Source organism: Peribacillus sp. SIMBA_075, assembly GCF_046534585.1.
In genome coordinates this window covers 1-23,886 of sequence record NZ_JAWRYN010000046.1, presented here as the reverse complement: position 1 = coordinate 23,886, position 23,886 = coordinate 1, and the positions used below count along the sequence as shown (strand labels likewise).

The following is a 23,886-nucleotide window of genomic DNA, read 5'->3' as shown; positions in this document are numbered from 1 at the left end:
TTATGCTTTTTGTGTGAAAAAAGTTGTGAATTGTTTGGTTTGCAAGAAAGCGTGCAATGAACCTTACTGAGTATAAGGGCCCGTGCATTGGGTTGAAATGAAATGCTGGATCAAGTGAGTTCTTGTACTGGTGATTTCCAGTAAGTGGGTATTGGGAGTGAGAAGTATTTCAGTAAGAATATTCCTAATAAATTCATTATACACTAAATATTCTGAAAACAAAAGAAAATATTCACTTCCAACCCTTTTGATAGATTTTTCTTTTTATGATTATTAACTTTTCATGATGATTAATGCGTATAGTCTTTTATACCCCAAATACACGAAAACGAAACAATGAAGGGGAGAAAAAGAAAATTTCCCGCGTTCAAGTGACGGGAAATTTTCTAGTATCATAATTGGAATTTCTTGACCTGTTCGGTTAGCAGTTCAGCGGAAGATGCGAGTTCACAGGCATGATTCGTGACTTCATCCATCGAAGAGCTGGATTGTTGAGCGGAGGCAGAAACTTGTTCGATTCCTGCCGCGGACTCTTCAGTTACGGCTGCGATATCTTCGATGGCCTGATTGATTTCTTTACTATTTTTGGAGATATAGTTCAATTCAGCTGTAATATGCTGTATTTTCATTCCCATATTCCCGACAGAGTGATTGATTGTTTCAAAGGTTTGGCCGGTGAGCGTAATCTGTTTCGTGCCTTCATCCACCTGTGTATAACTATCTTCCAGGGAGTGGACGACCGTTTTTGAATCTGTTTGAATAGCGGTGACAATATCGGTGATATCCCCAACGGATTGTGTGACCCCTTCAGCGAGTTTCCGCACTTCAGCTGCGACGACGGCGAAGCCCTTGCCATGTTCACCAGCGCGTGCAGCTTCTATGGCTGCATTCAGCGCCAATAGGTTGGTTTGATTGGATATATCTTTGATGACCTGCACAAGCTGTGAGATTTCCTGTGATTGAGAATCGAGCCTTTTCACTTGCCCGACGGCATTTTTGACAATTCCGTCAATCATTTGCATTTGTTGGACCGAACTGCGCATTAAAGTGGTGCCCTCCTTGGTCAAGGATAGGATCTCGGTCGAACTTTGCGATACTTCCATTCCTTCAAGATGGGCCTGCTCGATCTTGCCGGTGAAATCATCCATCATGCGGACCATTTCAGCTGCCCGGTTGGCTTGTGAGTCCAAGCCTTCCGAAAGTTCGTACATGGTAGCCGCAATCTGTTTGCTGCCCTGTTGCACTTCATTTGCCGATTGAGTCAGATCCTCGCTTTGGTTGGAAACGGATTCGGATACAACCAGCATTTTTTCGATCGTATCACGAAGGTTTTTCTGCATTTGGTTGGCGGATACCGTTAATTCACCCATTTCATCATTTGACTTTTGCTCCAGGGGCTCATGATTCAGTTTTCCGTCAGCAACCATTTTCATCCTGTCCCTGACTTTAAGGAGGGGGGTGGTAATGAGGTTTGCAGTCACAAGTGCAAGCACAAGGCCGATAAGGACTGCCGCAATGGATATGATGATACTTGTAGACTTAACCGATTTCCCGCTTGCGATGACGGTTTCACCTAAATCGACAATCGTTTTTTCGCGTTCGGAAGCCAGCTCTCTAAACCCATCCATCAATTCATTGCTTATTGGTGCAACTTCATCCTTTAGTATTTCTATAGCACGTTCTTCATTTCCTTGATCATATTGTGTAAATACGCGGTCTATAATAATCGTTCTCCAATCCACGCTTTTCTCAATCAATTCCTTCGTTTTTTCAGAATCACTTTAGGCTAATAGATCCTCCTGAATGACTTTGCTTTCTTCGGTATATTTTAAGAACTTCTCTTTATTACTTTCGTCGCCATATAGAATATAGCCTCTTGCGAGTGCGCTTCTTTGTGCAACATTATTGAGTAGTTGTTCTTCATCAATTAGAATCGGCAATTTTTGGCTAATGATATCTTTGGAATGTACAAGTGACTTATTGCTGCTATAAATATTAAATGCTCCTAAGATGATACACAAAGATATGATGAGTGAAAATGCTGCCAATATCTTTCCTTTAATACTTTTCAAATTAATGAACCCCTTTATCGATATTTTATTCCCTCTTTTTTTATCGGATAAATAATGGGTTATTTAAGCAGATGAGAAGATAACCAAGTTTTCCGTTAGGTGTGATTTTCCATAATCCAAACATCTTGATTTCTTCTCGTTTTCAAGTTACTATTGACTTGGAAAAATATAATATTCCGCGTTATGGCGGAAGAGGTTCTAGCTACCCTCTCAAAAAAACTAAGGAGAAACAGTGCTCTTTTCTTAGGGTGCTGTTTTTTTCCGTAAAAAGGAGTTTTATAGAAATGAAGAAGAAAGAAAAGGCAGTGGTTGTGTTTAGCGGAGGTCAGGACAGTACGACGTGCCTGTTCTGGGCGATGGAGAGATATGAGGAAGTGGAAGCGGTGACGTTTGATTATAATCAGCGGCACAGCTTGGAAATCGAATGCGCTCAAGAGATTGCCAAGGAATTGGGCGTGAACCATCATATCCTTGACATGTCGCTGCTGAACCAACTGGCACCGAATGCTTTGACGAGAAGTGACATTGCAGTGGAGGACGGGGAAGACGGGGAATTGCCGTCGACGTTCGTACCAGGGCGGAATTTACTGTTCCTATCGTTTGCCGGAGTGTTGGCCAGTCAGCTTGGCGCTAAACATATTGTCACCGGTGTCTGTGAAACGGATTTCAGCGGATATCCGGACTGCCGGGATGTATTCATTAAATCGTTGAATGTGACCTTGAACTTGTCGATGGACCAGTCATTCGTGATTGATACGCCGCTTATGTGGCTTAATAAAGAGGAAACATGGGAACTTGCCGATCAGCTTGGCGCGTTCGACTTTGTCCGCGAAAAGACCCTGACTTGCTATAACGGAATCATATCAGACGGCTGTGGAGATTGTCCGGCATGTAAGTTGCGGAAAAAAGGATTGGATGACTATGTAAGCAGACGGAAGGTGCTTTCGTGATGTACGGTTTTACTATAGTAGATAAACTCCAAAAAATAGATCAAGATATTCAGCGCAGCCAATTGAAATATACAACTAAAAGGGTCATGGTCAGTAAGGAATTTACCTTTGACGCAGCACACCATCTACATGACTATGAAGGAAAATGCAAGAACTTGCATGGCCATACGTATAAGGTCATTTTCGGATTGAGCGGGTATACGGATTCACGCGGTTTGATGATAGATTTCGGGGACATCAAGGATATATGGAAAAATGAAATTGAAATCCACCTTGATCATCGTTATTTGAATGAAACCTTGCCGCTCATGAACACTACGGCTGAAAATATGGTTGTCTGGATTTATGAAAAAATGGCCGAAGCCCTTTCATTAAAGGAATATGAGGGTGCTAGGGTCGAATTCGTTCGACTATACGAAACGCCGACAAGCTATGCCGAAGCCAGACGGGAGTGGATGGAAAGTGAGTAAACTCCCGGTTATGGAAATCTTCGGACCGACCATCCAAGGTGAGGGAATGGTCATTGGCCAAAAAACCATGTTCGTTCGGACGGCTGGCTGCGATTATTCATGTGCCTGGTGTGATTCCGCATTTACTTGGGATGGAACCGGTAAGGAAGATACCGTCCAAATGACTGCCGAGGAAATATGGGATGAGCTGAAGCGGATTGGGGGTGCCGGTTTTTCCTTCGTGACGATATCAGGCGGAAACCCGGCACTGCTGAAAAACTTAAACAGCCTGGTAGCGATCCTACATGAAAATAAAATGAAAATAGGTGTCGAAACACAAGGGAGCAGATGGCAGGATTGGTTTCTCGATATTGATGAATTGACTATTTCTCCTAAGCCGCCGAGTTCAAAAATGAACACGGACTTTACGGTGCTCGACCAAATCATATCGAACCTTGCCAATCGAAACCCTGAAAACCATGTCTCATTGAAGGTAGTCGTCTTTAACGAAGAGGATTATCAATATGCTAAAAATGTACATGGCCGCTACCCCGATATTCCTTTTTATCTGCAGGTCGGCAATGACGACAGCAGTACGGCGGATGATCGTCAATTGATCAGCGGGCTTTTGAGGAAATACGAGGAGCTAATTGATAAAGTGATAGCCGATGATGAATTGAATGATGTGAAAGTGCTGCCACAGCTTCATACCTATATATGGGGCAACAAGCGAGGCGTGTAAAGATCTGAGACAGAAGGCGGTGTGATGCGTAATCACACTGCCTTTTACATATGGAAAGCTACCTATACCTTTTGAAGGTGTGTAGCTTTGAAGGCTGATGTGTATTTAAGGCCATACCCAAATAACCGATCCATTCCAATATGTGCGGTCCAAATTGACCCGATCATCATAAGCGCATCTGACTTTAGAAAAATGGCTAGCAAAATCATGAAAATGGACAGGGTATAAGTGTGAAATAGGTTATAAACCTTTGCTCCAACTCGATCATCAATCAGATAGGCCAACATGGAAACATCAGGCGATAAAATAAATAAAAGGAAAATCCACCAGCTGAATTCATATAACGAATAGATGTAAATCATCGCTAAAAGGACCATGAGTCCTTCGATATGAAGGAATTTCTTTACCATTTTCCAACCTCCCAAAACTTAATTAACCATTGGTCAATAATTTTAGTGAAAAATCAAACAATGTTCTTGATGATATTTTTCACGTGAAAATAAGCTAAACCTTTTACATCTGGATAGGATAGTTCAGAATTGATATAAAAAGTTATGAATCCGTGAAGAGAAAGGAAAATGGACCATATGGATGCAGGATTCAGTTTGTTGTCGGTTAATTCTGTCAAGGATTGGATTAGCTTTTCATAGGTTTTATTAGAATCGAATTGAAGCAACTGCTGAATTTCTTTTTCCTTGGATAAAAACATGATGGAATAATGATTCTGTTGTGTTAAACCAAACTCAATGAAGCATAATAAAATCTTTTCGATTTTTTGAGAAGGGTCATTTTCCGACATGATGATATCATCGATTAAATGATTTAAAACGGAAAAATCCGTTTTCACCAAACTGTAATATATTTCCGCCTTATTTTTAAAGTGATAATAAATGGCTCCATGGCTGCAATCCAATGATTTAGCCAATTGTCTCATTGAGACGTTCGAATACCCTAAGGTTGCAAAAAGGTTTCTAGCTTCAGTCAATACCATTTCCCTGGATAATTCTTTACCTGCCGATTTCCTTGGCGACATCATTCCACCCCCCCTTGTTTATTGACCACTGGTTAAATGGAATGATACCGTACTGATTTACAAATATCAAAGATTAGACATTTTGCTAAATGGCTGTTTTTAAGTGAGGATTTACCATTAAATGTAACTAGAGTTTAACTATAACGTCAAACATAGTAGTATTCACCATTAACTAATAATATACTTTTATGGTAAAATGGAGGAAGCTCAAGCCCGTTGGAAGGGATGAATAGATGAAAAGGAAATTAGTTATTTTGTCTACAATATTCATAGTATTTACCGGCTGTTTTTTATTCAATAAATCTTTTAATAATAAAACAAAACCTATGGAAGACATTATAATGGTGTATCCAGCAAATCGAGTAATAACTAATGAAGTGATACTCATTGGGGATGAAGCTGAGGGCAATCTACCTGATATCGATTTGAATGATGAAAAGGAATTGGAAAAATTGGCAAAAAAGCAATATGAGCAAGGTGAAAAGGGGGAAATAATTTTTATAGAAGAAAATCAGTGAAATCACCTAACTGTAATGAGTAAACTAATGGGGAGGAGGCAGTTATTGCTAGTTTCGGATAGTATCTATGGGAAACACATTGTAGAGGGAGTTCTGGAAGAGCTGATAGTAAGCAAACCGGTCCAAAGATTGAAGGGAATACATCAGGGTGGGGCAAGTTATTTAGTTAATGAGAAGTGGAATGTCACACGATTTGACCATTCAATTGGTGTGATGTTGTTAATAAAGGCGTTTAGCGGTTCATTAGAGGAACAATCGCGGGCTTACTGCATGACGTATCCCATACTGCATTCTCACATGTTATAGATTTCGTTCTGGATTGTATGGATGAAGATTATCATGAAAAGATATATGATCATGTCATTATGGAATCTGAAATCCCATTTATATTGAAGAAATATGGATATGATTGTAAAATTATTGTTCAATCAAAATGGGAAATGCTTGAACAGCCAGCACCTGGGTTATGTGCCGATCGGGTGGATTATACTCTCCGGGATATGCATCAGTATGGATATATCACACTTGAATCCGTTCATGACTTTCTTGATCATGTAATCATAGTAAATGGAAGAATGTATCTGGATAATATTGATTCGGCGGAATGGTTTGTGAAAACGTATTACAGTGAAGTTATTGATTTTTTCATGAACCCACTTAATATATATGGCTATGATATCTTGGCAAAGACGTTAAAATTGGCTTTGGCTAAAAACCTGATCAGCCATGATGACTTACTTGGTACAGATGAAGAAGTCATATCCTTGTTAAGCTCCACTGAAGACGATGAAGTGCAAAATCTGTTAAAAAGGATCCATGGTAACGTAAAGGTGAAAGAAGATCAATTGGACTATGATTTACATCGGAAAAATAAAGTGCGCCTGATGGATCCTTCCATCATTCAAGGAACCCAAGTGGTGAGACATCCAGTTTATCCGAAAAAGTGAAGAACATGGGAATTGAAGCCTATGAAAAAGCTTCGAAGGGCATGTATCTAAAGGTGATTTCCGATTGAATTTCGCGTCAAACCAAACAGAAAGGGAAAAACTCACGGAATCCATCCTTGAGTTTTTCCCGGAAACATTACCCGTAAATTTATATAGACTATCGACGACTTGTAAGCCGCTTTCTTTTAACTTGATATTCGAGTGGTGGCATTTTATCGATATTCGAACATCATTAAATCGTAAAGGCTTAACAGGTACAACATAGTTAAATATTGTCAGTTTTATTGTTCTGGCAGGCGGCATGCCCAACTGCCGGTTTTGGAGATCTTTTTTCAGCTGAACCAGCACCTTAAAAAATTAATGACGCTCTCAAATTAGTAACGCCATTTTCTAAATAACCCTTTAAACAGGTTAAAGTATACACCCACCCCTCTTTTTGTCCTATCATTTTTTTTATTATGTCAGGGTCGTCTTCCTTCAAACCTGATTCGTTTACTTCAATAATTGAACTTGTATTATTCAGCTCTTTTAATGTAATTGTAACGACCGTTTCTTGGGCGTTGCCTCCCCACGAATACACGATTTTCCTATTTTCCTCGACTTCTAATACATGTATAACCACTTCAGCATCGTATTCGTTATATCTCAATGTAAGCGTCCTGCCTTGCTCCCATCTTTCAGAACTCGATGAGAACCAGAAATTTCCGATTTTTTCAGGGGTTACTATGGCTTCAAACACCTCATTAGTTGGCTTGCCTATTTTAAATTTCGTAGTTATTTGAGTATCCATACTATATCAGCTCACTTTCGATATGTTTAAATAAGTTCCCACTAACACCTAATTAACCCGATCTACATATATTGGCGGCAAGGTCCGTCCAGTTTCAAGCAAGCTCTTCAGGTTACATAGAATAGCTGGCCATCCATTATTTATGCCCTTAAAGGTATTGTCACCATATACGAAATCGGTCTCCAGTAGCTCTTCATGCGTAAGTGTTAACTTTACAGTAGAATCATCCATTGGCTGCAGTTGAAAAGTGACCCGAGCAGGATCCTCGCGGGGTGTTTCGTCTCCTATCGTGTTCCATGTAAAAGAGAGCAGTTGCAGCGGCTCACACTTAAGTACATTTCCATGATCAGTGATTCGTCCATCTTCCAGCAAATATGTAACGGTTGCGCCTTCTTGAAAGGATGACTTGATTTGACATCCAAAGTGATATTTTTTTGTGAATTCGCCACTCGTTAGGGCTTCCCAAAGCTTCTCTGGTGTGGTTGCGATATAAATAGGATAGACAAACGTTGGTTTTTTCATTATTCTTTTTCCTCCTCGCGTTTATACTTCTAGGGTTCCTTATCAAGTCCGTGCCGAATAAAAACAATAAGGGTTGCAATATCAAAATCGTATCATAGCTCTATCAATGATTGTCTGCTTTTTATATACAGCCGGTCAAGCAGTTTTCTGCGACAGGAATCGGCAAAAGCCTTAAAATCAGAGGAACATTTGCTAAGTGTTAAGCTTTGGCAAAGCGGATATTGGCTTATCGAGTCTGTAAATGAAATCCGTGGATTCGCACCATTCCCAGTGACCAAAACGAAATCATAAGGCGATTATTGAAAGGATATAAGCTTGAATACATTTTAGGATCAGGCCATATGGAAACTTCTTGATTTCCAACCGTTTTCAAGCTACGATAAATAAGGAAATGATAATCCGCTCCGGCGGAAGAGGTTCTAGCTACCCTCTCAAAAAAACTAAGGGGAACAGTGCTCTTTCTTAGGGTGCTGTTTTTTCTGTATAAGGAGAATGAATTAAATGTTAAGAATTCTATTTTATTTAGTATCCATCGTCACGGCGAATGTGGTTACAGCAGCTTTTGATCCATTACATTTGGGAATGTTCATCATTCCGATGGGTACATTGCTCATCGGAGGAACCTTCATCTTTCGAGATCTGGTCCAGAATAAATTCGGCCGTGCGAAAACCTATATGTGTATCGTCACCGCACTTATTTTATCTGCATGTGTTTCATTTTTATTAGGAGATACGTTATTGATTGTATTTGCTTCCGCATTATCGTTCGTGGTGGCAGAAACAGCGGATACGGAAATTTATACCCGGTTAAAGCTCCCGATGAGTTGGAGGGTATTTTACAGCGGGATCGTTGGAGGGTTTTTCGATTCGGTGATATTTGTCGTGATTGGCCTAAGTCCACTAGGTGCCAATATATTGCCATGGGAAGCCGTACCCGCTGCGATTATCGGCCAAATCATCGTTAAAACAGTCATTCAGTCTATCGGTGCCGTACTGTTGGGACGAATCAACGTAAGACTGGAAAAGCGCGTAGTCTCCGGTTGAATTCTAGGAGGGATGCACCGATGGATGGAACCAAAAAGGAAGAAGATAAATGCTATTGCCTCGAGGCCTTTCGCGAAAAATATGGTCCGCATGTCAAGGGGGAATGTATGAAGCTCTCCTGCGCCAATTATCGGAAACATAAGGGAATAGACAAAAAAGGGCCAAATTAGGTCCTTTTTTTGCGTGACTGGAGTAACCCACGAGTAAACACCGCGAAATCAAGAGTGTAGCATGAATTCACGAGTAAACGTGCGAAACTCACGAGTAAATGTGCGGAATTCACGAGTAAACGTGCAAAACTTACGAGTAAATAGCCGAACCCCACGAGTAAACAGCGCGAAATCAAGAGTGTAGCATGAATTCACGAGTAAACGTGCGAAACTCACGAGTAAATGTGCGAAACTCACGAGTAACCGTGCAAAACTCACGAGTAAATAGCCGAACCCCACGAGTAAACAGCGCGAAATCAAGAGTGTAGCATGAATTCACGAGTAAACGTGCGAAACCCACGAGTAAACAAGCCGAACCCACGAATAAACAGCGCGAAATCAAGAATGTAGCATGAATTCACGAGTAAATGTGCAAAACTCACGAGTAAACGTGCGAAACCCACGAGTAAAAGTGCGAAATTCACGAGTAAATAGTCCAAACTCACGAGTAAATGTGCGAAACTCACGTAAACAAGCCGAACCCACGAATAAACAGCGCGAAACCAGGAGTGTAGCATGAATTCACGAGTAAACGTGCGGAATTCACGAGTAAATGTGCAAAATTCACGAGTAAATAGCCGAACCCACGAATAAACAGCGCGAAATCAAGAGTGTAGCATGAATTGACGAGTAAATGTGCGGAATTCACGAGTAAACGTGCAAAACTCACGTAAACAAGCCGAACCCACGAATAAACAGCGCGAAATCAAGAATGTAGCATGAATTCACGAGTAAATGTGCAAAACTCACGAGTAAACGTGCGAAACCCACGAGTAAATAGCCGAACTCACGAATAAACAGCGCGAAATCAAGAGTGTAGCATGAATTCACGAGTAAACGTGCGAAATTCACGAGTAAACGCGCGAAATTCACGAGTAAACGTGCGGAATTCACGAGTAAATGTGCAAAATTCACGAGTAAATAGCCGAACCCACGAATAAACAGCGCGAAACCAGGAGTGTAGCATGAATTCACGAGTAAATGTGCGAAACTTACGAGTAAACAGTCCAAATTCACGAGTAACCCCATAAAAAAAGGATTCTGGCACCGTCAATAATTGGTGCGGGAATCCTTTTTTTATTAATTAGGCAACAAAATTTCTTCGGGGTTGGCTCCATCAATCTCCACTTTATATAGGTGATACTGTGGATCGCTTTTGCCGAATTTCTTGTCTACCATAAAATAGACATTTTTTGAATCGCTGCTGATGACTGGGCGATCTGTGTATCCTTGAAGATGGGTCAGCTGCTTTTCGGTCTTGGTTTTGAGGTCATAGCTATATAGCTCATAAATATAGGTACTGCCTGATTGCTCATTGGAGATGGACTGGAAAATCATCGTTTTTTCATCAGGGGTAATTGTGAAATCAAAAATGTCGACATCACGTTTAGAATCTGTGACAGTTTCGACACTTGATTTGTCAAATTTCACTTTGAAAATCCGTTGATGCGTTTCAAAAATATCATCAGCCGTTTTAGCATCCGCGTCATCATCGGTTTGATAATAAGCGGCTTCTCCATCAAGGGAGACATTTAGGGAACTAAGACCATATTTCTTAAAAGAGGTTAGTTGGATGGACTCCTTTTTTTCTATATCAAACTCGTAAATATCGAGATCGTGAGGGCGGGGACCCGTGATCGGCGAGTAGTTTTTAAACGTACCGGCTCCGATATAAAAGAGAGAGCGGCCGCTTTTTGTGAAATCGAGTTCTGTGACCAGGAAGTCTGCTTTGAATAATTCACTGATTTTCTGTGATTTCATATCAAAAAGGTGAATGGAACTGGTTGAATCTTCTTCTTGGTTCTTTTTAGCTACGATAAAGGCAAGTATATCCCCTTCGTAGGAATAAGTCGGGTCAAGGATTTGTTCATCGTTGCTCAATTCAAGGACTTTTTCTTCAATGGATAATGCAGGATTATAGAGCTTTAATTGTGGTTTCCCCTTAATGTGTGTGACGTATGCAATTGTTCCTTGGGCGGATACGTCGTATTGATTGGTTAAGCCCTGCTGCTTTTCATTTTCTTCTTTTTTAAAGATCAATCCGGCGATGACAAACAAGACAGTCACAATCGCAAGCGTGATCAGAATGAGATAGATGTGCATCTTTTTCATTTGAAGGACTCCTTAACGGTAGAGTATCATCATCGTAACAATAATGGCTAGAACAAGTAATACCTGTAAAACAGCACATATATTTGAAGCAACAGGAAGCTTTTTTAACAGTTTAATCTGTAGGGTATATAACGAAATCCATAAGACGGTCGGGATGAAAAATAAAAGCATAAACGGCTGGACTTCACTTGAGAAGATTAAAAAAGCATATAAGAAAAATAAGGTAACTGACAAAATCAAGATGCCGAGTGAAATATTGAAAATGTGCAGAAGTTTTGCTTTTTTTAAAGTCTTTCCACTATATCCCGGAAGAACCAAGGCTGTTTTGTAAATGAGGTAAAGAGATAGTAGGAGAATTGCTGCCATAATCAAGCTGAATAAAGGAAATAATGTGAAGTCAAGGGCGGAAGCGATTCCCCATCCATATACATAGACAAGGGCATGGGTCACTAACACGGTGTTGACCATGATTTTCCGGTTGATAGAGACTAGGAGGTTAAGTGTAAGTGAGAGTAAAGTTGCGCTAGTCAGTATCGAAAAAAGAAGCCAGCCGATGTAAGCATCTCCTTTTTGGAATAGTTGCAGCGCATACACCGAAAACGTAAAAAGAATTGAAACGATGGATAAAGTAAGCATAAGTTCTTTTCGGTATGGAAAGATGGCCTGCTGAATTTGACTGCCGATTTCCCATTCGTCGCCAAAAAGGATTAATGCCATTTTCTCGGCTTCTTTTGGGGTCTTCCCCTGCTTTATTAAATCATCCCGGCTCAACTTCAAATGGAGGAGCAGTTCTTCAGACATATCTTCTTTTTCTTCCTTGGTACAATCGGTTTGGTTGACGATTTTTTTTACATACTTTTCAAATGTTGTTTTCATCAGAAATCCTCCGCGCTTTTCCGAACTAAATTTTCAAGGAAGGTAAAGCTGCTGCGTTTCCGTTCAAGTTCGGTTCTGCCGCTGTCCGTGATACGATAATATTTCCTTCGTCCTGACTCAGACTCTTTCCAATACCCTTCTATAAATTCCTTTCTTTCTAAACGCTTAAGAGCCGGATATAGGGTACCTTCACTGATTTCGTATTGCCCCTCGCTCATTTGCTTAAGAATCTTCGTCATTTCATAGCCATACAGCTCTTTTTGTGAAAGAAGTGAAAGCAAAAGGAGGTCAATGCTTCCCTTCATCAATTCTTTATCCAAATAATCACCTTCTTTTATCATTTGCTTTTAGTGTAATACGATGTACATCGTATTACAAGGTGCATTTTACTTTTCTTTAAAAAAATGGTTAAATGACGATTGCTAAATAAAATCAATCATAGTAAAATGTGCTTCGGAACGGATGAGTTGTAAAGAGTGTGGTAAGGATAATAAATACATGATTTATCTGTTTGAATGAAAATACGGAATAGGATAGAAGAAATCCCACTCAAGGGGTATTAATTGATTTTTTTTTGAAAATCATTTAGATTCTATTTATCAACAAGAGCAGAAAGAAGGTCCTAGATAGATGAAAGTGAAAGCACCTGAGTCATTCACATACAGAGGTGGAAAAAGAGCTGTTCTTTTACTTCACGGGTTTACCGGAAGTACAGGAGACATGAAGAAATTAGGGAAATACCTGAATGATCGCGACTATACTTGCCACGGACCCCTTTATAGTGGGCATGGCGTATCAGCCGAGGAACTTGCTAAAACAAGTCCAAAGCAATGGTGGAAAGATGTAGTGGAAGGTTATCAATTCCTTAAAGATGAAGGCTACGAGGAAATTGCTGTTGCAGGAATTTCTTTAGGAGGATTGTTCTCATTAAAAGTAGGAATTGAACTTCCTGTAACAGGGGTAGTTGCAATGTGTGCACCGACACAAGGGAAAAGTAGCGATCGACAAAAAAAACGCTTGCTCAATTATGCACAGGCCTATAAGAAGTTTGAAGGCAAAGATGCAGACCAAATTGCTGCCGAAGTGAAGCTGTTAGAAGAAGACCCTATGACTTCGCTGAATGATATGGTGAATATAATAAATGAGACTGGTGAAGATTTAGATTTAATCACATCACCAACTCTTGTTTTACAAGGGCGTTTGGATGATCCCGACTATACGAACAGTGCTACAGCGATTTTCAATGAAGTCGATACGCAGCATAAACACTTGATATGGTATGAAAACTCTGGCCATATAATCACATTAGGTAAAGAACGTGAGCAGGTTTATGAGGATGTGTACAAGTTCTTAAATACTCTGCATTGGTCGGAGTAATAAGAGAGTTTTCTTGAAGGTCATGAATGTGATATGATCCCCTTTAAGTTTGAAAGTGTAAAGCCGACATTTATATGTAGGTTTTACACTTTCTTCTTGAGGGGATTTTATTTTGTCTGCAAAAAGAAATAACTCAAATTTTCACCGGGATTTATTTTAAGCGAGAAAAAAGTATTTATATTCTTTCGCAGTGCTAAGAGCTTCAAGTAGTTATTTGTAAAAAAAGACCTTTATGTTATCGTTATTATCAATGGTTGCTAATAAAATATCTTTCACGTCGGCATTATAAGTCATTTTGAGACTTTTTTTCAGCCATACTTCGTCTTTACCGTCTTGATTTAATTCTTTAAAATCAATCTTCCCCTCTTTAATAATCGTTTTAGGTAAAGTGAAGGCTTTAGTTGCTATATGCATATCTGCTGGAGTTAGCGCTTTATATTGAGGATCTAAAAACAATGAAATAGTACCATCAGGTTCCCATAGTGCGAGTGATACTTTCTCAATATCGACAATTTTTTCTTTTCTTAATTCAGATAGTAAAAAATCGATGGAGATTCGAGCCCTTGCTAAGCTTTTGTAAACGATTTGCCCATTTTCGATAAGGGTAAAGGGTGAGGGGTCAAAGAACCTTCGGAGTTTGCCCCACTTAAGACTTGTGAACACATTAATGATATATAAAATGACTAATACACAGGTCGTTATCATTGAACCCTTCAAACCTGAATGTGCATCAGACAAAGGGTGGGCAAGAATGTTCCCAATAATTAATGCCATGATAAAATCAATTAATCTTAACTGAGAAATGGCTCGTTGCCCCATCAATTTAACCGAAAAAAGTAAAACGATGAAGGATGTAATGGCTCTCAACATCCACTGAACTGTAGTAAGAGTTTCCTGGCTAAAAATAAAATCCACCAAAATCCACGTCCTTATAAAGGAAATATACTATTTAGTATGAAGCATTGAATCAAGGATTATCACAGGTGGGAAGTTTTTTTTAAAACGGCATGACTCTAAAGGGTAATATGGCGAATTTATTCGAGCTATAACAACACCGCTATAAAGCAGGTGTTTTTTATTGTTGATGGGTGGGTGGGATATACTACTTCATAAGTATTACCCAACACTGGCCCTTCGGAGATTTCTTTTTAAAATGTTTTCGAAAAATTTATATTAATATAACAATTGTAAAACGTATTGTAATTGAAAATAAACTGATTTAAAATGATATCTTTCCTAAGAAATTTATTTAAAAAATATCCTTGTATATTATCAGTAACAATGGTCTGATAGTTTCTACCTGGCAGCCGTGAATAATGCCGGACTACAAGGAAGTATGAAAATAAAAGAGATGAATTGGTTTATGGTTGGTTCGCTTGAAAACTTGATCCAGCATACCCCCTTTTTAATGAAGGCTCTTACTTTTTCACACTTTCTTCCTGCGGCTGAAAGTGTAAAAAGGTAAGGGCTTTTTATATAAAAAAAATGAATGGGAAATGATATATCCAAAGGGGATGAAAGCATGTATTTCTTATTGAATATACTGGGTGTTTTAGTTGTAATGGGTATCGTTTACCTTTGTTCACCTAATAAAAGGAGCGTTAAGTGGAAAGCCATTCTTACCTTGCTGGTTCTTGAATTGCTTATCACAGGGTTCATGTTATCAACTAAGATAGGGGCGTGGGTCATTAATCTGATCGCTTCATTCTTCACCTGGTTGATTGGATGTGCAAATGAAGGGATTTCATTCGTCTTTCCTTCAGTTATGGCAAATGAACATGTGGATTTCTTTTTCAGCGCATTGATGCCAATTATTTTCATTATCACGTTTTTTGATGTTTTATCGTATTTCGGTATACTTACCTGGATCATTGATAAAGTGGGATGGCTCATCTCAAAAGTATCCGGTTTGCCAAAACTTGAGAGTTTCTTTTCGATTCAGATGATGTTCCTTGGGAATACCGAAGCACTTGCTGTTCTCCGCGTTCAACTCGGTGCGATTAAAGATCAGCGACTTTTGACATTTGGAATCATGAGCATGAGCAGCATCAGCGGTTCAATCATTGGAGCCTACCTATCCATGGTACCGGCAACCTATGTATTTGTAGCGATACCTTTGAACTGCTTAAATGCCTTGCTGATTGCTAACATGCTAAATCCCGTCGATGTCAGTAAAGAGGAAGACGTCGTTTATGTACCTTCTAAAGAGGAACGTAAAGATTTCTTTTCCACCATTTCTAACAGTATGCTGGTGGGGGCCAAAATGGTCTTCGTCATCATGGCAATGGTAATCGGTTATGTGGCGTTAACGGCCAGTGTAAACGGTATTTTCGGTTTCTTTGTGGATGGCCTGACCATTCAAAAAATCTTCTCTGTCATTTTTAGTCCATTTGCATTCCTGCTTGGACTAACAGGACATGATGCCATGTATGTCGCTCAATTGATGGGAATCAAGCTTGCCACGAATGAGTTCGTCGCCTTGCTCGATTTAAAAGATAAAATCAGTACGCTGTCTCCGCATACAGTCGCTGTTGCTGTCACTTATCTGACGTCATTTGCCAACTTCAGTACAGTGGGAATGATTTATGGAACATTCAATTCCATCCTAAATGATGAGAAATCGAACATTATCGGAAGGAATGTCTGGAAACTGCTGCTAAGCGGGATGGCTGTTTCCTTGTTAAGTGCCATGATGGTTGGATTATTCGTTTGGTGATACATTATAAAAGAGAGGGCATCCATTTTTAAAAAATGGATGCCCTCTCTTTTATTCTGGAGAAAAAAGCTGTGCTGGGATTCTCCCTGCACAGCTTTTTGGTTTATTTCCTCAAATAATTCTCCGTATAATATGGTTTATTTTCCTCATCGAAGGCCACTCCGACACCGAGCGATTCAAAATCCTTCTGTAATTTGTTTTCCCTGTGGCCAATGGAATTCATCAGGCCTTCATGGGCAAAGATACTGCTATTCTGACCGGCAGCCAAGTTTTCCCCAGCCATTCGAAACTTGATTTTGTCATCTTCCATCCTGTCGAACGGGGATTCTCCTTCAAGGTTTGTATGGTTGAAGTATTGATTCACGGCCATATCTGTACTGTGATCCTGTGCAGTGACCTTGACTCGTTTATCCCATGAAAGCACTGAGAGATTATGATTGACCCGTGATGCATTGGTCAAATCGAATAATTGATATTCAAAGCCTTTCTTTAACTCGGGGCTGGCTTTTGCAAAATAGCCGCTCTTTTGCTTTTCCAGTTTTTCGTCGATGATCTGGATCGATGTGACTGTATTATTTTCATGTTTATCATAAAAAATGGTCACATAGCTATTATCCATTTTAAACATATCGTATTCGCCATCACTTCGAATCTGATAATAGACGTTGCCTTTAAGTAGTTTTGTTACAGGCTCGCCCAATTTCGTAGTCACGGTTTCCTTAGGGGTGCCGCGTTTAATGCCTTCCTTTGAGGAAATCAAATCTTGATTCGTATATAAACCAACAACTCTATTGTTATTATCGTAGGCAACCATGAAGAAGTTTTGATAATTTTCATGATAGGCGAACCAGTCTACGCCATATTCATTCCGCGTTTTCCGCTTTGCTTCCCCAGCCAGTTTTTCTACGTCATCCTTTGTGTCGCCAATTTCGATATTACTGACTGAAAAGGATGCTTCAGAAGGTGCTTCCAGTGTTGGTTTTTTCACTTTTTCCGTTTCTTGTTCTTTTTCTGAAGCGGTATCCAAAGTTTCAGCCAGCGAACCCATCAGGTTGTTGACTCCGGTGTTCAGTTTTTCCAAGGCAGTTGAAACCTCGGGCCCGTTTATAAAGGAACGAACATCGGATGCAAAGGAACCAACCCCCGCCTTGAATCCAGACTCCTGAATATTTTTACCATATCCATACCAAAATCCACCGAGTAGGAGTATGAGAACTACAATATTAAACAAATTCCGCAAATCGTTCACTCCTGCTCTATCTGGGATATCGAATCCCGATTATTGAAATATCAGCTGCAGCACACTTAAAACAGGTGGAGCACATAACAAAAAGAGTGAACACATGATTAGTATTTGGGAGGCCGTTTTTGGAAGCTTTTCCTTCCCTTTTCCCGAATACCAGCCACTGAACTGAAGTTTATTTCTATACCAGACAAATAATAAAATGAGTATCGCAATCGAGCCTAGCCAGCCATACTGATTCGGATTAACTCCCATGTTTATATATATACCGTTTACAATATTCGAAATGATCGATCCGGCTATCCCGAATATTAATATGATGCGCATCAATTCTAATAAGACCTTCATATGTCACTCCTTGGTTTCACCATTATACTCATTTGTTTACAAAATAAAAACTTTAAGTGATCAACACTGTCCTGCTTGATCACATACAGAGTTTACATATTAAAACGCATACATATTATACCAAAAATATAGTGAGGAATAAAACGGATGCCTCTTACGATGGTATTTTTATTAGGTTATTAATTGATGGATAATAATGTTATAATTTGTTAAATTAATGCACTGAGGGTGGATGCTTTATGGATAACAAAACTCAGCTAGCTTTCATTCTTATTTTAATACCTCTCGCAATATCGATTTTTATTTGCTTCAAACCTGAATTATTAATACCTGGAGGATATGATTCAGCTCTTGATGGGTATGTAGTGTCCAGAACAATGATGATCATTTTCACTTTGCATTTATTAGTTAAATTAGGAGAATTCATTATAAACAAAAAAAAATAGCACATTTGAGCTAATCTTTTTTGTTTTATTCTTCAATGATGATGTTTGATCGGTTCAGCAAAAAAACGGAATCCCTTTAGTGGACTCCGTTTTTTTGTTTTGAATTACTTTAATTGATCATTCAATACACTTTCCTCGAGAACGGAAAACTTATCCCCATACACTCTGGTTATGTGATTTTCCCCCCACGTACACAGTGCGGATAGGATACTTTCCAGGCTTTGCCCATACTCACTAAGTTCATATTCCACTTTAGGGGGGACTTGGTTATAAACGATACGATTGATGACCTCGTCCTTTTCTAACTCCCTCAATTGTTGGGTCAACATTTTTTGGGTGATGTTCGGCATAAGGCGCTTCAATTCACTGGTCCGCTTTTTTCCGTGGGTCAGATGGCAGAGGATTACGCATTTCCACTTTCCGCCCATTACTTCCAGTGTCGCTTCAACTGATATATTGTATTTCTTTTTTTGCATGATTGGCATACTCTCCTTGTTTTATAGGTACTAAAAGGTGCCTATATCACTTTAAAGTACGTACTGTTTTTTATTTCTATTATAACTCATAATAACATTTGCACACCGAATTCAACTGTACCATTTATAAAAAAAGTTGCTAAGGCAATTTCAATGATAGTACAAAAGACGAGAAGGAGAAGAGGATATGATTTCAAGTAAAAATAGAAGTACATGGGCATTGCTGGCTTTAGCGATCAGTGCCTTTGCGATTGGAACAACAGAGTTCATCAGCGTGGGACTATTACCACTCATTTCTAAAGATTTACACATTACAGTGACGACGGCGGGATTGACGGTATCACTATACGCCTTAGGGGTCATGTTCGGGGCACCTATCCTGACATCCCTGACATCGAATATGTCGCGAAAGACTTTATTGCTATGGATAATGGTCGTGTTCATTGCCGGAAATGCATTAGCGGCTTCTGCGACCACGGTCGGTGTATTATTGATCGCACGTGTCATTTCAGCGCTTGCACATGGTATCTTCATGTCAATCGGCGCTACGATTGCTGCTGATTTGGTCCCTGAAAACCGCAGGGCAAGTGCCATCGCCATCATGTTTACAGGCCTGACGGTGGCAACGGTGACCGGAGTTCCTTTTGGAACCTTCATCGGTCAGCAATTCGGCTGGAGATTCGCTTTCATGATCATTGTGGCAATCGGCCTGATTGCCTTCATCGGGAACAGCATCCTGGTCCCGTCCGATTTAAGAAAAGCTTTACAGACAACGTTCCGTGATCAAATCAAATTGGTTACGAATGGCCGATTGCTGCTAGTATTCATCATTACAGCATTAGGGTATGGAGGTACATTCGTTGTCTTCACGTACCTCTCGCCATTACTTCAGGAAGTGACAGGGTATAAAGAAGGAACGGTGGCATTGATTTTGCTAATATATGGAGTAGCCATAGCAATAGGAAATACCCTTGGCGGGAAATTCGCGAATCGCAATCCTATTAATGCCCTATTCTATATGTTTCTTATTCAAGCCATTGTACTTGTTGTCTTGACTTTCACAGCACCGTTTAAGATAGCCGGTCTAATTACGATCATTTTAATGGGATTATTTGCATTCATGAATGTTCCGGGGCTTCAAGTGTATGTCGTCATGTTAGCGGAGCGTTTCGTGCCGAGTGCAGTGGACGTGGCGTCAGCCATCAATATTGCTGCCTTCAATGCGGGAATCGCCATTGGTGCCTACTTAGGCGGGGTGATTACGGATTCGATCGGACTGATTCATACAGCGTGGATAGGTGGAGTTATGGTGTTTGCAGCAGTGGTTTTAACAGCTTGGAGCCGTGCCTTGGAAAGTAAAGACCGTTCCAAGGGAACTGGCAAAATAGCATAGGATTGAAAAAGTGATGCATGTTAGAAAAAGCATGCTATGCGTTTAGAGTATCATTAACCAAGTATCATTGCATCCCTTCAGCGAATGATGGAAGGTTCCTTGAAGGGATGTAATGATACTGATACTTAAACGCATTACAATCTTAAAAACAATGAAGAAAAAATTTGGGGGTAGAGTATAATGGTGAAAAATTTACAAGATACAACTACGTTGCATAATGGCGTTAAAATGCCTTGGTTCGGATTGGGCGTATTTAAGGTGGAAGAAGGACCGGAGCTGGTAAATGCAGTTAAAGTGGCCATTAAACATGGTTATCGCAGTATCGATACGGCTGCCATTTATGAAAATGAAGAAGGGGTCGGACAAGGGATCATTGAGGGCTTAAAAGAAGCTGGAATCTCCAGGGAAGACTTATTCGTAACTTCAAAAGTCTGGAATGCTGATTTAGGATATGAATCAACAATCGCGGCTTACGAAAAAAGCTTAAAGAAACTTGGCTTGGAGTACTTGGATTTATATCTTATCCATTGGCCTGTGGAAGGAAAATATAAGGAAGCTTGGAGAGCGCTGGAAACTCTTTATAAAGAAGGAAAAATAAAAGCGATCGGTGTGAGCAATTTCCAGATTCACCATCTTAAAGATTTAATGAAAGATGCCGAAGTGAAGCCGATGGTCAATCAAGTGGAATGCCATCCGCGTTTAACTCAAAAAGAAGTTCAGGCATTTTGCAAGGAACAAGGAATACAACTTGAAGCGTGGTCACCATTGATGCAAGGTGAACTTTTGGATAATGACGTTTTACAAGCAATTGCGGCCAAGCATGGCAAATCAGTTGCACAAGTCATTTTGCGCTGGGATATACAAAATGGGATTGTAACGATTCCCAAATCCACTAAAGAACATCGTATTGTAGAAAACTCATCTGTATTCGATTTCGAATTGACGGAAGAGGAATTGAACCAAATTGATGGATTGAATCAGAATCACCGTGTTGGTCCAGATCCTGATAATTTCGACTTTTAATAGTTGAATGAAGGAGAGAGACGAGAGCATTCGTCTTTCTCTTTTTTTTGGATGTCTGCCCAAATATGGAAAAGAAAAAAAGGCCCCAAATTGAATGGAGCACAATTTCATATAAGCCATCGAAATCGCTTCAATCATTCTCCTGTGTTCTGCTTTTTTGCATGGACGAATAATTTCAGTGCTGTGTCGATGTCATTATTCTTTAAAGACTTTTCAAGTGTTTCATTTACGGTGGCAAGGATTTCCTGAAGTCTTATCTCACCAAGGTCCGTTATGATCGCACACACACCGCGACGGTCGTCTTCATATCCAAGCCTTTGAATGACACCGCAGCTTTTATTTTCCATTCTAACAGAAAGCCTTGACATCGCACTTTGACTTAACCCGACTAACTGTTGCAATTCCAGCAGCCTCAGTTTTTTTTCTGGTGTTTTTGATAAAAATAATAAAACATAAAACTCATTCAAAGCCGTTTGGTGTCTTGCTTGCAGCATTCGATCAAGCTCATTGGCGAGCTCGGCATGAATACGTGTAAAAGATAACCATGTATTTAAAAGGGTTTGTTCACTGGACATTTATATTCGCCTTCCTCTGCTTACTTCCTTTAAATATACCACATATTAAAGAATGTGTACCAACAGACGATAGCGTTTACAATGAACGCAATCGTCTGTTAAGGAGAATCTGATTAGTTGACACAATATTATCGAGATGATATAAATGCATGTGCATGCATTATAAATTGAAGGAGATAAAAAATATGAAAGATTTATTTTCGCCTTATCGCATAAAAGAACTTGAATTGAAAAATAGGATCGTCATGCCGCCGATGTGCCAATATTCCGTCGAAGCGGAAGATGGGATACCAACTAATTGGCATCAGCACCATTATGTGAGCAGAGCAATTGGCGGCACTGGGTTTATCATCGTGGAAATGACGGATGTAGAACCTGATGGCCGGATTACGAATGGCGATCTTGGATTATGGTCTGACGATCAAGTTGATGCCTTCTCCAAAATCGTTAAGGAGGTTCATCAATACGGTGCAAAAATCGGTATTCAAATTGCTCATGCGGGGCGTAAAGCACAGGATGCAGAAACGCCGGTAGCACCATCAGCCATCGCGTTTGACGAAACGTTTAAGACACCAAGAGCTTTGGAGACGGAAGAAGTTAAGGAAATGGTCGATAAATTCCGTAACTCAGTTAGAAGAGCCGTTCAAGCAGGCTTTGACGTGATTGAATTGCATGGGGCACACGGATATTTAATTCACCAATTCACATCGCCACTTACGAATAAACGTGAAGATGAATACGGAAAAGACTTAACCAAATTTGGAGTAGAAGTAATTGAAGCAGTGAAAAGCGAAATGCCAGCTGATATGCCTTTAATTATGCGTATTTCTGCAAAAGAATACGTGGAAGGCGGATACGGTCTGGAAGAAAGTATTGAGTTTTCCAAAGTCTTTAAAGAAGCAGGTGTGGATATGTTCCATGTCAGCTCTGGCGGAGAGGGCCCGATTGGAGCAGACGGAAGACCGGGCACGCATGCTAGCTATCAAACGCCATTGGCTAGGGAAATTAAAAAAGCTTTGGATATTCCAGTGATTGCTGTAGGTAGATTAGATGATCCAATTCTTGCAAACTCAATCATTGGAAATGAAGAAGCAGACTTGGTGGCAATAGGAAGAGGGATGTTGCGCAACCCTTACTGGTCTCTAGAAGCATCTAAAACTTTGAATAAACAAGTTGATATTCCTAAACAATATGAGCGAGGTTTCAGACATTAAGAATAATTCATTAGTTCAAAATAAAACGCTAGCGAAAATGATATTCGCTGGCGTTTTATTTTTAAAAATCAGCTATCCTGTTAGGTGCGCTTTTATCAAGAATGAATATAAGTGAACATGCATTTTCAATTAGCGTTGTATGTTTACCTTAAAAGTACACAATCCATAAAGTAATGTTTGGCTGGAATATTTGTTATAATGAATTAGATAAATCATACGATAATTCGAGGTGCTAATTATGGAAGAAATCAAAGTCATTACAACTGAAGAAGTGGAAGCAAAGCTTGAGGCAGGCGAAGCGATGGAACTTGTCGATGTTCGTGAAGACGAAGAAGTGCAAGAAGGAATGATCGAAGGCGCGAAACATATCCGCATGAATGATATCCCAGCTAATCTTGATTATTTTGATAAAGAAAAAGAATACATCTTTATCTGCCGTTCAGGACGCCGCAGTGAAAATGTATGCCATTATCTTCAGGAACAAGGATATAAAGTGGCAAACATGGAAGGCGGAATGCTTGAATGGGACGGCGAAGTCATCGTTAAGTGAAGCTCTTCAAAAAAACCTGTTACTTTTGTAAGCGTAAATCCAAGAATGTAACGACATATTTGAATGAAGAAAGAAAAAAAATCGCGGTTTGTTCACAATGCCGAGAATATGCGGAAAGACGTGCATATTTAAAGGCATGAAAAAAAGGGTCCTTTCATGAAAGGGCACTGAAAAAGTCCCTTCTGGGCCAATAGAGGTAGATTTTCTCAGTTTATTCTGAGGAAATCTACCTTTTTTTGTTTTATAATCAAGGTAATAAAT

Annotated in this window: 31 protein-coding genes, 1 pseudogene and 3 riboswitches; of the genes and pseudogenes, 14 read left to right on the top strand and 18 right to left on the bottom strand. The window is 39.8% G+C overall.

Features of this window, described 5'->3' with window-relative positions; all coding sequences use genetic code 11:
* Positions 1-392: 392 nt before the first annotated feature.
* Together SB775_RS22975 and SB775_RS22970 are read right to left on the bottom strand one after the other, a co-directional pair.
* A complete protein-coding gene (locus tag SB775_RS22975; RefSeq protein WP_410863501.1) occupies positions 393-1,757 on the bottom strand; it encodes a methyl-accepting chemotaxis protein in 1,365 nt (454 codons plus the stop codon).
* A 24-nt stretch (positions 1,758-1,781) separates the two neighbouring features.
* A complete protein-coding gene (locus SB775_RS22970; RefSeq protein ID WP_410863500.1) occupies positions 1,782-2,072 on the bottom strand; it encodes a CHASE3 domain-containing protein in 291 nt (96 codons plus the stop codon).
* 186 nt (positions 2,073-2,258) lie between these two features.
* Positions 2,259-2,301: riboswitch (PreQ1 riboswitch) on the top strand.
* A gap of 55 nt (positions 2,302-2,356) precedes the next feature.
* Here SB775_RS22970 and queC point away from each other — a divergent pair.
* From queC to queE, 3 genes are read left to right on the top strand one after another with little or no spacing between them, the layout of a single operon-like run.
* On the top strand, positions 2,357-3,022 hold the full coding sequence (gene queC, locus SB775_RS22965; RefSeq protein ID WP_410863498.1) for a 7-cyano-7-deazaguanine synthase QueC: 666 nt from the start codon (positions 2,357-2,359) through the stop codon (positions 3,020-3,022).
* Positions 3,022-3,492 (top strand): 6-carboxytetrahydropterin synthase QueD, encoded by a 471-nt coding sequence (queD, locus tag SB775_RS22960; protein WP_061464486.1) that lies wholly within the window; start codon positions 3,022-3,024, stop codon positions 3,490-3,492. The genes queC and queD overlap by 1 nt, the downstream gene beginning before the upstream one ends.
* On the top strand, positions 3,485-4,213 hold the full coding sequence (queE, locus tag SB775_RS22955; RefSeq protein ID WP_061464485.1) for a 7-carboxy-7-deazaguanine synthase QueE: 729 nt from the start codon (positions 3,485-3,487) through the stop codon (positions 4,211-4,213). Before queD ends, queE begins: the two co-directional genes overlap by 8 nt.
* Positions 4,214-4,275: 62 nt before the next feature.
* Here the strand turns inward: queE and SB775_RS22950 are convergent, their stop codons facing one another.
* The gene (locus tag SB775_RS22950) at positions 4,276-4,623 is read right to left on the bottom strand and encodes a DUF4260 domain-containing protein (protein ID WP_410863496.1); all 348 of its coding nucleotides are present in this window, start codon (positions 4,621-4,623) and stop codon (positions 4,276-4,278) included.
* A 53-nt stretch (positions 4,624-4,676) separates the two neighbouring features.
* Positions 4,677-5,246, bottom strand: coding sequence for a TetR/AcrR family transcriptional regulator (locus SB775_RS22945; RefSeq protein WP_410863495.1), 570 nt, complete (start codon positions 5,244-5,246; stop codon positions 4,677-4,679).
* Between the two features lie 233 nt (positions 5,247-5,479).
* Between SB775_RS22945 and SB775_RS22940 the strand changes: the two genes are divergently transcribed.
* Together SB775_RS22940 and SB775_RS22935 are read left to right on the top strand one after the other, a co-directional pair.
* Positions 5,480-5,764, top strand: coding sequence for a hypothetical protein (locus SB775_RS22940; protein WP_089364735.1), 285 nt, complete (start codon positions 5,480-5,482; stop codon positions 5,762-5,764).
* A gap of 45 nt (positions 5,765-5,809) precedes the next feature.
* Positions 5,810-6,779 (top strand): annotated as a pseudogene (locus tag SB775_RS22935) (HD domain-containing protein).
* Positions 6,780-7,060: 281 nt separating this feature from the next.
* On the opposite strand, the gene SB775_RS22930 reads toward SB775_RS22935, so the two are convergent.
* Together SB775_RS22930 and SB775_RS22925 are read right to left on the bottom strand one after the other, a co-directional pair.
* Positions 7,061-7,501, bottom strand: coding sequence for an SRPBCC family protein (locus SB775_RS22930; protein WP_410863494.1), 441 nt, complete (start codon positions 7,499-7,501; stop codon positions 7,061-7,063).
* A 48-nt stretch (positions 7,502-7,549) separates the two neighbouring features.
* Positions 7,550-8,023, bottom strand: a complete 474-nt coding sequence (locus tag SB775_RS22925) for an SRPBCC family protein (RefSeq protein WP_061464481.1) — start codon at positions 8,021-8,023, stop codon at positions 7,550-7,552.
* A 407-nt stretch (positions 8,024-8,430) separates the two neighbouring features.
* Positions 8,431-8,473: riboswitch (PreQ1 riboswitch) on the top strand.
* A gap of 51 nt (positions 8,474-8,524) precedes the next feature.
* On the opposite strand from SB775_RS22925, the gene SB775_RS22920 reads away from it, so the two are divergent.
* Positions 8,525-9,067: a VUT family protein gene (locus tag SB775_RS22920; RefSeq protein ID WP_061464480.1), complete on the top strand. Its 543-nt coding sequence runs from the start codon at positions 8,525-8,527 to the stop codon at positions 9,065-9,067.
* Between the two features lie 20 nt (positions 9,068-9,087).
* On the top strand, positions 9,088-9,237 hold the full coding sequence (locus SB775_RS22915; RefSeq protein ID WP_410863491.1) for a hypothetical protein: 150 nt from the start codon (positions 9,088-9,090) through the stop codon (positions 9,235-9,237).
* Positions 9,238-9,285: 48 nt separating this feature from the next.
* Here the strand turns inward: SB775_RS22915 and SB775_RS22910 are convergent, their stop codons facing one another.
* From SB775_RS22910 to SB775_RS22880, 7 genes are all read right to left on the bottom strand, one after another.
* Positions 9,286-9,537: a hypothetical protein gene (locus SB775_RS22910; protein ID WP_410863490.1), complete on the bottom strand. Its 252-nt coding sequence runs from the start codon at positions 9,535-9,537 to the stop codon at positions 9,286-9,288.
* A complete protein-coding gene (locus SB775_RS22905; protein ID WP_410863488.1) occupies positions 9,534-9,743 on the bottom strand; it encodes a hypothetical protein in 210 nt (69 codons plus the stop codon). Before SB775_RS22905 ends, SB775_RS22910 begins: the two co-directional genes overlap by 4 nt.
* On the bottom strand, positions 9,740-9,946 hold the full coding sequence (locus tag SB775_RS22900) for a hypothetical protein (protein ID WP_410863487.1): 207 nt from the start codon (positions 9,944-9,946) through the stop codon (positions 9,740-9,742). Before SB775_RS22900 ends, SB775_RS22905 begins: the two co-directional genes overlap by 4 nt.
* The gene (locus tag SB775_RS22895) at positions 9,943-10,293 is read right to left on the bottom strand and encodes a hypothetical protein (RefSeq protein ID WP_410863486.1); all 351 of its coding nucleotides are present in this window, start codon (positions 10,291-10,293) and stop codon (positions 9,943-9,945) included. Before SB775_RS22895 ends, SB775_RS22900 begins: the two co-directional genes overlap by 4 nt.
* Positions 10,294-10,356: 63 nt before the next feature.
* The gene (locus SB775_RS22890) at positions 10,357-11,388 is read right to left on the bottom strand and encodes a TolB family protein (RefSeq protein WP_410863484.1); all 1,032 of its coding nucleotides are present in this window, start codon (positions 11,386-11,388) and stop codon (positions 10,357-10,359) included.
* A 12-nt stretch (positions 11,389-11,400) separates the two neighbouring features.
* Positions 11,401-12,264: a permease prefix domain 1-containing protein gene (locus tag SB775_RS22885; protein ID WP_410863482.1), complete on the bottom strand. Its 864-nt coding sequence runs from the start codon at positions 12,262-12,264 to the stop codon at positions 11,401-11,403.
* Positions 12,264-12,584, bottom strand: coding sequence for a PadR family transcriptional regulator (locus SB775_RS22880; protein WP_089364730.1), 321 nt, complete (start codon positions 12,582-12,584; stop codon positions 12,264-12,266). Before SB775_RS22880 ends, SB775_RS22885 begins: the two co-directional genes overlap by 1 nt.
* 310 nt (positions 12,585-12,894) lie before the next feature.
* Here SB775_RS22880 and SB775_RS22875 point away from each other — a divergent pair, with 310 nt between their 5' ends.
* Positions 12,895-13,641 (top strand): alpha/beta hydrolase, encoded by a 747-nt coding sequence (locus tag SB775_RS22875; protein ID WP_061464478.1) that lies wholly within the window; start codon positions 12,895-12,897, stop codon positions 13,639-13,641.
* 210 nt (positions 13,642-13,851) lie between these two features.
* On the opposite strand, the gene SB775_RS22870 is transcribed toward SB775_RS22875, so the two are convergent.
* Positions 13,852-14,556, bottom strand: a complete 705-nt coding sequence (locus tag SB775_RS22870; protein ID WP_410863519.1) for a DUF421 domain-containing protein — start codon at positions 14,554-14,556, stop codon at positions 13,852-13,854.
* Between the two features lie 327 nt (positions 14,557-14,883).
* A riboswitch (purine riboswitch) is annotated at positions 14,884-14,988 on the top strand.
* Positions 14,989-15,163: 175 nt separating this feature from the next.
* Here SB775_RS22870 and SB775_RS22865 point away from each other — a divergent pair.
* Positions 15,164-16,357: a nucleoside transporter C-terminal domain-containing protein gene (locus SB775_RS22865; protein ID WP_061464477.1), complete on the top strand. Its 1,194-nt coding sequence runs from the start codon at positions 15,164-15,166 to the stop codon at positions 16,355-16,357.
* A gap of 103 nt (positions 16,358-16,460) precedes the next feature.
* On the opposite strand, the gene SB775_RS22860 is transcribed toward SB775_RS22865, so the two are convergent.
* Together SB775_RS22860 and SB775_RS22855 are read right to left on the bottom strand one after the other, a co-directional pair.
* Positions 16,461-17,606: a CAP domain-containing protein gene (locus SB775_RS22860; protein WP_410863481.1), complete on the bottom strand. Its 1,146-nt coding sequence runs from the start codon at positions 17,604-17,606 to the stop codon at positions 16,461-16,463.
* Positions 17,607-17,636: 30 nt separating this feature from the next.
* Complete coding sequence (locus SB775_RS22855) at positions 17,637-17,948, bottom strand: hypothetical protein (protein ID WP_410863479.1); 312 nt, start codon at positions 17,946-17,948, stop codon at positions 17,637-17,639.
* A 239-nt stretch (positions 17,949-18,187) separates the two neighbouring features.
* Between SB775_RS22855 and SB775_RS22850 the strand changes: the two genes are divergently transcribed.
* Positions 18,188-18,394 (top strand): hypothetical protein, encoded by a 207-nt coding sequence (locus tag SB775_RS22850; protein WP_410863477.1) that lies wholly within the window; start codon positions 18,188-18,190, stop codon positions 18,392-18,394.
* 104 nt (positions 18,395-18,498) lie between these two features.
* On the opposite strand, the gene SB775_RS22845 is transcribed toward SB775_RS22850, so the two are convergent.
* Positions 18,499-18,870: a winged helix-turn-helix transcriptional regulator gene (locus SB775_RS22845; protein ID WP_034309370.1), complete on the bottom strand. Its 372-nt coding sequence runs from the start codon at positions 18,868-18,870 to the stop codon at positions 18,499-18,501.
* Positions 18,871-19,057: 187 nt separating this feature from the next.
* On the opposite strand from SB775_RS22845, the gene SB775_RS22840 reads away from it, so the two are divergent.
* Both SB775_RS22840 and SB775_RS22835 read left to right on the top strand, forming a co-directional pair.
* Positions 19,058-20,263 carry an MFS transporter gene (locus tag SB775_RS22840; protein WP_410863475.1) on the top strand — a complete coding sequence of 402 codons (1,206 nt, stop codon included), beginning with the start codon at positions 19,058-19,060 and terminating at the stop codon, positions 20,261-20,263.
* A gap of 180 nt (positions 20,264-20,443) precedes the next feature.
* The gene (locus SB775_RS22835; RefSeq protein ID WP_410863473.1) at positions 20,444-21,286 is read left to right on the top strand and encodes an aldo/keto reductase; all 843 of its coding nucleotides are present in this window, start codon (positions 20,444-20,446) and stop codon (positions 21,284-21,286) included.
* Positions 21,287-21,420: 134 nt separating this feature from the next.
* Here the strand turns inward: SB775_RS22835 and SB775_RS22830 are convergent, their stop codons facing one another.
* Positions 21,421-21,861 carry a MarR family winged helix-turn-helix transcriptional regulator gene (locus SB775_RS22830; protein ID WP_089364998.1) on the bottom strand — a complete coding sequence of 147 codons (441 nt, stop codon included), beginning with the start codon at positions 21,859-21,861 and terminating at the stop codon, positions 21,421-21,423.
* 185 nt (positions 21,862-22,046) lie between these two features.
* Between SB775_RS22830 and SB775_RS22825 the strand changes: the two genes are divergently transcribed.
* Positions 22,047-23,075, top strand: coding sequence for an NADH:flavin oxidoreductase/NADH oxidase (locus tag SB775_RS22825; RefSeq protein ID WP_061464471.1), 1,029 nt, complete (start codon positions 22,047-22,049; stop codon positions 23,073-23,075).
* A 238-nt stretch (positions 23,076-23,313) separates the two neighbouring features.
* Positions 23,314-23,625: a rhodanese-like domain-containing protein gene (locus SB775_RS22820; protein WP_089364997.1), complete on the top strand. Its 312-nt coding sequence runs from the start codon at positions 23,314-23,316 to the stop codon at positions 23,623-23,625.
* Positions 23,626-23,886 lie beyond the last annotated feature (261 nt).